Genomic DNA, 8,637 nt, shown 5'->3' with positions numbered 1-8,637 from the left:
CCCGGCATCCATGCCGGGTTGCCCACTGCGCAGAACCTCCACTCGGCCTCACGAGGGGGCGTGTACCGCAACAGCGTCCGAGGCGGCCTACCGGCCGGCCTGGTTCTGATGCGTGCGTGTTTCCCTGTAGGAGCTGTCGAGTGCAACGAGGCTGCGATCTTTTGATTTTTGACAATGTCGAAGGGTGCGGAAGATCAAGATCAAAAGATCGCAGCCTGCGGCAACTCCTACAGGGGGAATCCGTTTAGCCGAAAGAGATTGGTCGGCCATAAGGCCGCCTTCGCGAGCAAGCTCGCTCCCACAATGGGTCGGCCTACACCAACTGCTCTTCACCACTCAACAGGCCGAGCGTTAGCTCGCCTGCAGCTCTTGATCTTGATCCACCCGCCCCCTCGGAAGGCTGAGCGGAGGTGTTCATCCGGGGATGGGCGCGCAGCGCCGTTCGACGCAGTCGAACTCATTGCATGTAGGTCGAAGCGAAGCCGACCGGAGGGCAATGCCCCCGGATGAATACCGGAGCGAAGGAACCCCGAGCCTTAGCGAGGGGCCGTACGTTCGGGGCGAGCGTTTTTTGCTTACTTTTTTAGGCGCTTGTAAAAAAGTGAGTCGCCGTAAGGGCGAAACCGCCAGCCGTCGTTACCGCAGAAACGGATATGTACCCAATCAACCCACGACCCTGGTCGGCCCAAAGGCCGCCAAGGTCAACAACAAACTCAGGCCAAACTCTTGCTGACCACTTCAAACACATCACTGGACAACTGCCCCGAAGCCCGAATCCGCTCCAGCTCCCCCTTCATCAAAACCTGACGAGCACTGTCGTACTTGCGCCAGCGAGTCAAAGGCGCCAACTGGCGAGAAGCAATCTGCGGATTGAAGCCATTCAACTCGATCACCAGATCCGCCAGGAAGCGATACCCGGAACCGTCGGCGGCATGGAAGTTGATCAGGTTCTGCCCGGCAAACGCACCGACCAGCGCCCGCACCTTGTTCGGGTTCTTGATGTTGAACGCCGGATGCTGCATCAACGCCTTGGTCCGTGCCAGGCCACCGGGCAACACGCTGCCAGCCTGGACGCTGAACCACTGGTCCATGACCAGCGGGTTGTCCTTGAAGTGCTCGGCGAAGCTGACCAGCGCCGTGGCCTTCTCGGCTTCGAAGGGCGAGTTGACCAGCACGGCGAGTGCGGTCAGGCGCTCGGTCATGTTGTCGCACGCATCGAACTGCTCCAGCGTCGCCGCCAGAACTTCCGGCTTGCCGCTGAGCATCAGGTACGACAGCGCGATGTTCTGCAACGCGCGGCGAGCGAAGTGCTCGGCTTCGGCCACGTACGGCGTCTGCCTGGACAGTTCGCGATTGCCCTGATAACGCAGCCACAGACCTTCGAACAACGCATCGGTCAATTGCTTGCGGGCAAATTCACGCGCCGTGTGAATCRCTTCGACATCCGCCACTTCGCTGATTTCGGTCAGGTACGCCTCGCTTGGCAGCGAGAGCATTTCGGCAACCATGGCCTGATCCAGCGACTCGTCCGAGAGCACCGTGCGCAGCGCCGACACCAGACGCTGATCGAGTACCAGCGCTTCGCCCTTCTGCTGCTGGGCGATCAGCTCTTGCAGCACCTGCACCGACAATTGCTGGCCGGCATCCCAGCGATTGAAGCCGTCGCTGTCGTGCTGCATCAGGAACATCAGTTGATCACGGTCGTACGGGAAGCTCAGCTTCACCGGCGCCGAGAAACCACGCAGCAACGACGGCAGCGGTTGTTCGGCGATGTCGACGAAGGTGAAGGTCTGTTCGGCTTCGGTCACGGAAATGACCCGCGAGGTGCCTTGCGCGGAGGCTTCCCCGGACAGACGCAGGGCAATCGCTGCCCCTTTGGAATCCAGCAGGCCCAGCTCGACCGGGATCACGAACGGCAGTTTTTCAACTTTGTCCGGGGTTTGCGGGCAGCTCTGGCGGAAGGTCAGGCTGTAGGTTTTCGCCGCCGCATCAAAGGACTCGCTCACCGCCAGACGTGGTGTACCGGCCTGGCTGTACCAACGCTTGAACTGGGTCAGGTCAACGCCATTGGCATCCTCCATGGCCTTGATGAAGTCATCGCAGGTCACGGCCTGGCCGTCGTGGCGTTCGAAGTACAGGTCGCTGCCTTTGCGGAAACCTTCGGCACCGAGCAAGGTGTGGATCATGCCGACCACTTCCGAGCCCTTCTCGTACACGGTCAGGGTGTAGAAGTTGGAAATCTCGATGAAGCTGTCCGGGCGCACGGCGTGGGCCATGGGGCCGGCGTCTTCGGCGAATTGGTGGGTGCGCAGGTAGGCCACGTCCTGGATGCGCTTGACCGTGGCCGAGTTCATGTCCGAGGAGAAACCGGCATCGCGGAACACGGTGAAGCCTTCCTTCAGCGAGAGCTGAAACCAGTCGCGGCAGGTCACGCGGTTGCCCGACCAGTTGTGGAAGTATTCGTGGGCGACAATCGCCTCGACCCGCTGGTGCGCGGCGTCGGTRGCGGTTTCGGCMYKGGCCAGCACGGCGCTGGAGTTGAAGATGTTGAGGCCCTTGTTTTCCATGGCGCCCATGTTGAAGTCATTCACGGCGACGATCATGAAGATGTCCAGGTCGTACTCGCGACCGTAGACCTCTTCGTCCCAGCGCATGGATTTCTTCAGGCTGTTCATCGCGTGCTGGCACTTGTCGATGTTTTCCGGCTCGACGTAAATGCGCAGCGCCACATTGCGCTCGCTCATGGTGGTGAAACTGTCTTCGACGCACCACAGGTCACCGGCCACCAGCGCAAACAGGTACGCCGGTTTCTTGAACGGGTCTTCCCAGGTCGCCCAGTGCCGCCCTTCTTCACCGGGACCGGAAGCGATCGGGTTGCCGTTGGACAGCAGCACCGGATAGCTGTGTTGTTCAGCGACTACCGTGGTGGTGAACGTGCTCATCACATCCGGGCGGTCGAGGTAATAGGTGATCTTGCGAAAGCCTTCGGCCTCGCACTGGGTGCAGAACATCGTGCCGGACTTGTACAGGCCCTCCAGCGCGGTGTTGGTTTCCGGGTGGATCCGGACGCTGGTGTCGACCGTGAAGGTGGCGCTGGTCGGGTGCAGGGTCAGGTGATTCTCGGTCAGCTGATACTGCGCCTCGGAAAGCTCCTGGTCGGCCAACGTCACCGCCAACAGCTCAAGCTGCTGGCCGTCGAGCACCAGCGGCGGCAGGCCCGGGCCACGCTCGGGGTTGCGGCGCATCACCAGTTGCGCATGGACCAGGCTGTGGTCCTCGTACAACTCGAAGGTCAGGTGCGTTTCGTCGATCAGGTACTCGGGCGCCTGATAGTCCTTGAGGTAGATCATCTTCGGTTGTTCGGTGCGCATGCTGGAGTCCTTACTGATGCACGGCGAGCTGGTAAGCCGTGTATTTACGAATGTTGATCACGCCGGTGTCGAAGATCAGGTATTGACCCTTGATCCCCATCAGCGTGCCTTCGGCAATCGGGTTCTTGTCCAGGTTGAAGCTGACAATCTTCGTCGGGTACTGCTCGACCGGATAGCGGATTTCCAGCGGTTCGACGTCGGTCACCGGCTGGATCGCCTGCAAGCCAAATCGCTGCTGCAACCCCAGCAAACCTTCAGCGCAGCTGTCGAACAGCTGATCGCGGACTTCGGCCAGGTTCACCGCCGCCGCATCGCCCTTGAGCAAAGCACGCCAGTTGGTCTTGTCGGCCACCTGGCTGCGGAACAGATCCTCGACGAAACCGGACTGCTGACGGGTCGATACGCGCATGATCGGCAAGGCCTGGCTCGCACCCTGGTCGAGCCAGCGGGTCGGCAATTGGGTGGCACGGGTAATCCCGACTTTCACCCCCGACGAGTTGGCCAGATACACCACGTGATCAGTCATGCAAAACTTCTCGCCCCATTCCGGCTCGCGGCAGGTGCCGGCGTCGAAGTGGCAGCGTTCCGGGCTCATGATGCAGACGTCGCACTGGGCCAGTTTGGTCATGCACGGGTAGCAGTAGCCCTGGCTGAAACTGGTCTTGGTCTTGCGTCCGCAATGGATGCAGTGGATCGCGCCCAGGTATTCCAGGCGAACCGTGGTGCCGATCAACGGATTGACCGGGACCTCGGTTTCGCCCAGACGCAAAGCGTATTGCACGTTCGGCCCGGCCAGGCGCGCCGACATTTTGCTGATTGCACCGCGGCCAATCTCGATCAATGGATGGCATCCGACTTGAACAGGATATTCGGCACTTCGATCGACTTCGAGGCGCATTCCTGCGGCCCCATGTAGCCGGTACGCTGGTCTTCTGGCAGGTTCTGGATTTCCCAGGCGATCATCGCCTGCAACGACAGCTCGCGTTGTTCGGCGGTGAGCTTGCCACCGTCGGACCATTTGCCGATTTCCACGGCCAGTTTCAGGCTCTCGTAGATATCGGAGGTGATGTTGTTGATCATTTCGTTAAAAGAGGACATTGAGTCTCCGTCTCTTCATTGCAGGTTCTGAATTAGGCGGCCAGTTTACGGCGGTTATACAAACCGCCCAACAAACCGCTGAAGCATCCGATGAGTAACCCGCTGACGTGGGCCGCGTTGGCGATTTCGCCGAAGCCGATCATCGACACCAGCCCGGACAGGCACAACAGCAACCACACCAGCATCATCACCAGCACGCCTCGCGGCAGGCGATAAGCCGGGTTCGGCGCCAGCAGCTGGAAGATCCAGCAATGCCCGAGCAGGCCGTACAGTACACCGGACAAACCACCGAACAAGGTCGGGCCGCTGAAGTAATACTGGGCGTAGTTGGACACCAGGCTGAACAGCAGGGTCAGGCCGATCAGGTTGATACTGCCCTGACGCGACTCGATGCGCCGCCCCAGCTCCCAGTACCACATGCCGTTCATCGCCAGGTGCAGGATGCCGAAGTGAATCAGCATCGGCGTGAACAGGCGCCACCACTGCCCCGCCGCCAGGCTGTCGGCCAGTGGCGTGAAGTGGAGGTACTCGCCGACCACGCGGAACTCGAGGAAGGTCAGCCAGCGCATCGTTTCAAGGTTGTCGCCGAGCAGGGTCACTGCACCGACAATCACGCTCAGCAACAGCACCAGCGCGGTGGCCCTGGCGTATTTCAATTGCTCGACGAACCCCGGGCGCTTGATGGTCTGCGCCAGCGGAATGTCCAATTGCTGATCGGGATCGCCCGCCGGAAACCGTTCGTACAACGCGCGCACGTCTTCACTGATGTTGTCTGGCACCCACAGCACTTGCTCGCCTGCCTCTTCGCTGACCCGATGGGGCACTTGCATGCGCTTGAGCAGGGTGACGAACCCGCTCAAGTCCACCGCCAGGGGCAGACGCAATACCGCTACAGCACTCATTGCAGCACCTCCGGCCGCTCGACATCGACCCAGACGAATTTATGCGGATCCAGGCGGGTTTCCYGATCCAGTCGGTAGGCAACCAGTTTGCCGTACAGCACCGCGCTGTAATCCAGACAGGCCAGGTTCGGCCGGATCGGTGCCGGTTTGCCGCTGCGCCAGTAATGGCCGACGAACAACAACGGCTCATCGATGCCATAGCGCAGCAAACTGTTCTTTTCGGTGGGTGTCAGCGGCGTCCGGGCCACGGGTTCGGGCAGTGCATCGGGCTGGAACACGATGTCGCCGTAGGTTTTCGGATCGTCTTCCCAGAATTTGGTCCGGAAGAACGAACGCACCAGCCCATCGCCGCTGGTCATGGTCAGGCCATGGGGCAAGCGCATGTCCGTACCGCGCAGCAGCCGGTCGAACACGGTGCAGGCAAACGAACCCGCCTGCGCCGAAGCCTGGAGAAAATGCTCGTCGACACAACCGCTGGGGAACAACGCCCGCAGCGGCTCGATCAGGCCGGCGTCCCAGCAGGCGTGGACCACGCGAAAACGCCCGGCATCGACGAACAATGGCAGCTTATAGAACCATTGCTGGAAGTCGTGCCAGTCACCCGGATGGTGTTCGAACTGGGTCAGGGTTTCGTGTAGCAGGCGGGCATGGCGCGGCGTGTGCTCGCGCACGAATTGCTTGCCGCTGCCGGGCAGCGCCGGCGTGCTCCAGCCCAGCGCATTGAACTCGTGGTTGCCCATGATGCACAGCGCCTGACCGGCCTCGACCATGTCGTGGACGATATGCAGCGCCTCGCGAATCCGCGGGCCGCGATCGATGATATCGCCGACGAACACCGCCATGCGCGACGCGTGCCGCCAAACGCCACCTTGCTTGTGATAACCGAGTCGGTCGAGCAAGTGCTCCAGGGTCAGAGCGCAACCGTGCACGTCACCGATCAGGTCGTAGCTACGCGCGGGATCGAGCATCAGTCGCCTCCACCCCCCAACTTGCTGCCCCAGCCGAGCTTGGTCCGGCAAACTTCATAGTAGTTGTGGTCGAGCGGGTGAATCAGCCGCAGTTTCTGGGCTTTCTTGCTGACGGTAATGGTGTCGCCGGGCGCGCAGGTAAAGTGGTTCTGCCCGTCACACGAGACTTGCGGGTAAATCTGCATATCCTTGGACACGACGATTTTCAGCTCACTGTTGCCATCGACCACAATCGGTCTACCCGACAAGGTATGGGGGTACATCGGCACAATCACAATAGCGTCGAGCTTGGGATGCATGATCGGCCCGCCGGCAGACAGTGCATACGCGGTGGAACCGGTCGGCGTGGCGACGATCAGGCCGTCGGCCTTCTGGCTGCAGACGAACTGGCCGTCGATGTACAGCTCGAATTCGATCATTCGCGTGGATTTGCCAGGGTGCAGCACCACATCGTTCAGTGCATCGCCCTGGCCGATGGCCTCGCCGTGGCGACGGACTTCGGCCTGCAACAGGAAGCGGTTTTCCACCAGATAGTGGCCATCCAGCACTTCGGCGACCTTGGTTTCCAGTTCATCGGGGCGAATGTCGGTCAGGAAACCCAGGCTGCCCCGGTTGATGCCGAGCACCGGAATATTGTGCCTGGCCAGCGCCCGGGCGGCACCGAGCAGACTGCCGTCACCACCGACCACAATGACCATGTCGCAGACTTCGCCGAGCATCTTGCGCGACGAGGTTTGCAGGCCGTGCCCTGGCAGCACTTCGGCGATGGTGTCTTCGAGGATCACGTGCAGGTGACGATCGAGCAGAAACCGTTTCAGTCGGCGGACGGTATCCAGCACCTGGGAACTGCCCAGGCGACCGATGATGCCGATATTGCGAAATTGCTCCATGGGGCTCCTGCGGGGATCTGTGTGGCGGCGAAAACCACGATTATGGGCGAAAGCCGCCCGTAGACAAAATCCTTTCAGCTTCAAGGGTGTGCCCGGGTTTCGGGCTATGCTCGCAAGATGATGCTATTTCCTGATTTGCTCCACCTGCCCCATCAGTTACGCCATCCCGAAGTGCGTGACCTGGCGTGGGTCATCCTCGCGCCGCCCATGCTGGACGATACCCCGTGGCCGCAACGCCACCCGCTGGCCGGCAGCGACTGGGTGCAGGCACCGCAACGGCTGGAGCATTGGCTGCGACAACTGGACCGGGACAGTTATAGCTTACTGCACTGGCTGGCCCAGGCCCGGACACGGCGTCTGGGCCTGTATTACGAACGCCTCTGGCAATTCGCCGTGCAGCATGCGCCCGGCATTGAACTGATTGCTGCCAATATGCCGATTCGCCGCGAGGGGCACACCCTGGGTGAACTGGACATGCTGCTGCGCGACCGCGACGGCGTACATCACCTGGAACTGGCGATCAAACTTTACCTCGGCCCGCAATCCGGCGACGGGCATGACACTGCCCAGTGGCTGGGTCCGGGGTGCCACGATCGGCTCGACCGCAAGCTGGCGCACCTGAGCCAGCATCAATTGCCGATTTCCGCGCGCCCCGAGAGCCGTGAGGTGCTGGCGGCGCTGGATATCCAGGCCTTCAGCGCGCATTTGTGGCTGGGGGGTTACCTGCTGTACCCGTGGCCCGGACAGGCCACCCCGCCGTCGGGCGCCCATCCGCAGCATTTGCGGGGTCGCTGGCTGCATCAAAAGGATTGGCCTGCATTGTTGGCCCAGAGCCCGCCCGGTCGCTGGCAACCCCTGCCCCGCCATGCCTGGCTGGCGCCGGCGCATTATTCGGCGGAGCACACCTGGAACCCCGGACAGATGCAGGCCTGGCTCAATGACCTGGACCCTCTTGCGCCGGCACAATTGCTGGTGCGCCTGACAGAAAATGCCGAAGGTGACTGGGAAGAGGCCGAACGGCTGTTTCTGGTGGCGGACCTTTGGCCGAACGTGCCGGGTAATGTCTGAGTATTATTGTGTCCGGGCTGGCCCYATCGCGAGCAAGCTCGCTCCCACATTGGATCTGAGCCGTATACACGTTGTGTATCCAATGAAGATCCCTGTGGGAGCGAGCTTGCTCGCGATRGGGCCAGTCTGGTCTAAACGGACAACCTCGCCGAATCACATCACAAGCGAATCACATGCCCCTCCACAGGCGGGACCTGGCCATGGACCAAGCGATAAATGACCCTTTGCGCCGCTTCGTAACCCTGACTTTCAATGACTTCCAGCAAAGGCTTTTCGCTCTCGGTCACTCGCTGGAAAAACCGCACCAACCCTTCGCCGATATGCCCCTTCGCCGATATGC

General features: G+C 61.2%; 7 protein-coding genes and 1 pseudogene. 1 reads left to right on the top strand and 7 read right to left on the bottom strand.

The window, feature by feature from the left end:
- Positions 1-713 precede the first annotated feature (713 nt).
- From pepN to AC1DVH_RS22315, 6 genes are read right to left on the bottom strand one after another with little or no spacing between them, the layout of a single operon-like run.
- On the bottom strand, positions 714-3,371 hold the full coding sequence (gene pepN, locus AC1DVH_RS22340; RefSeq protein WP_477755645.1) for an aminopeptidase N: 2,658 nt from the start codon (positions 3,369-3,371) through the stop codon (positions 714-716).
- A gap of 10 nt (positions 3,372-3,381) precedes the next feature.
- On the bottom strand, positions 3,382-4,212 hold the full coding sequence (locus AC1DVH_RS22335) for a DUF2797 domain-containing protein (protein ID WP_477755644.1): 831 nt from the start codon (positions 4,210-4,212) through the stop codon (positions 3,382-3,384).
- A complete protein-coding gene (locus AC1DVH_RS22330; protein ID WP_477755643.1) occupies positions 4,209-4,469 on the bottom strand; it encodes a YeaC family protein in 261 nt (86 codons plus the stop codon). Before AC1DVH_RS22330 ends, AC1DVH_RS22335 begins: the two co-directional genes overlap by 4 nt.
- Before the next feature lie 32 nt (positions 4,470-4,501).
- The gene (locus AC1DVH_RS22325; protein ID WP_477755642.1) at positions 4,502-5,371 is read right to left on the bottom strand and encodes a rhomboid family intramembrane serine protease; all 870 of its coding nucleotides are present in this window, start codon (positions 5,369-5,371) and stop codon (positions 4,502-4,504) included.
- Positions 5,368-6,339: a metallophosphoesterase gene (locus tag AC1DVH_RS22320; protein ID WP_477755641.1), complete on the bottom strand. Its 972-nt coding sequence runs from the start codon at positions 6,337-6,339 to the stop codon at positions 5,368-5,370. The genes AC1DVH_RS22325 and AC1DVH_RS22320 overlap by 4 nt, the downstream gene beginning before the upstream one ends.
- Positions 6,339-7,229, bottom strand: a complete 891-nt coding sequence (locus AC1DVH_RS22315) for an NAD(+) kinase (protein ID WP_057398469.1) — start codon at positions 7,227-7,229, stop codon at positions 6,339-6,341. The genes AC1DVH_RS22320 and AC1DVH_RS22315 overlap by 1 nt, the downstream gene beginning before the upstream one ends.
- 117 nt (positions 7,230-7,346) lie before the next feature.
- On the opposite strand from AC1DVH_RS22315, the gene AC1DVH_RS22310 reads away from it, so the two are divergent.
- The gene (locus AC1DVH_RS22310; protein ID WP_477755640.1) at positions 7,347-8,297 is read left to right on the top strand and encodes a DUF1853 family protein; all 951 of its coding nucleotides are present in this window, start codon (positions 7,347-7,349) and stop codon (positions 8,295-8,297) included.
- Positions 8,298-8,455: 158 nt separating this feature from the next.
- On the opposite strand, the pseudogene AC1DVH_RS22305 reads toward AC1DVH_RS22310, so the two are convergent.
- Positions 8,456-8,637 (bottom strand): annotated as a pseudogene (locus AC1DVH_RS22305) (DUF2855 family protein); the annotation flags it as partial.

The organism is Pseudomonas sp. P4_C3, from assembly GCF_056402075.1.
Note: the sequence above shows the minus strand (reverse complement) of the source record. Positions and strands in the feature narration are given on the sequence as shown.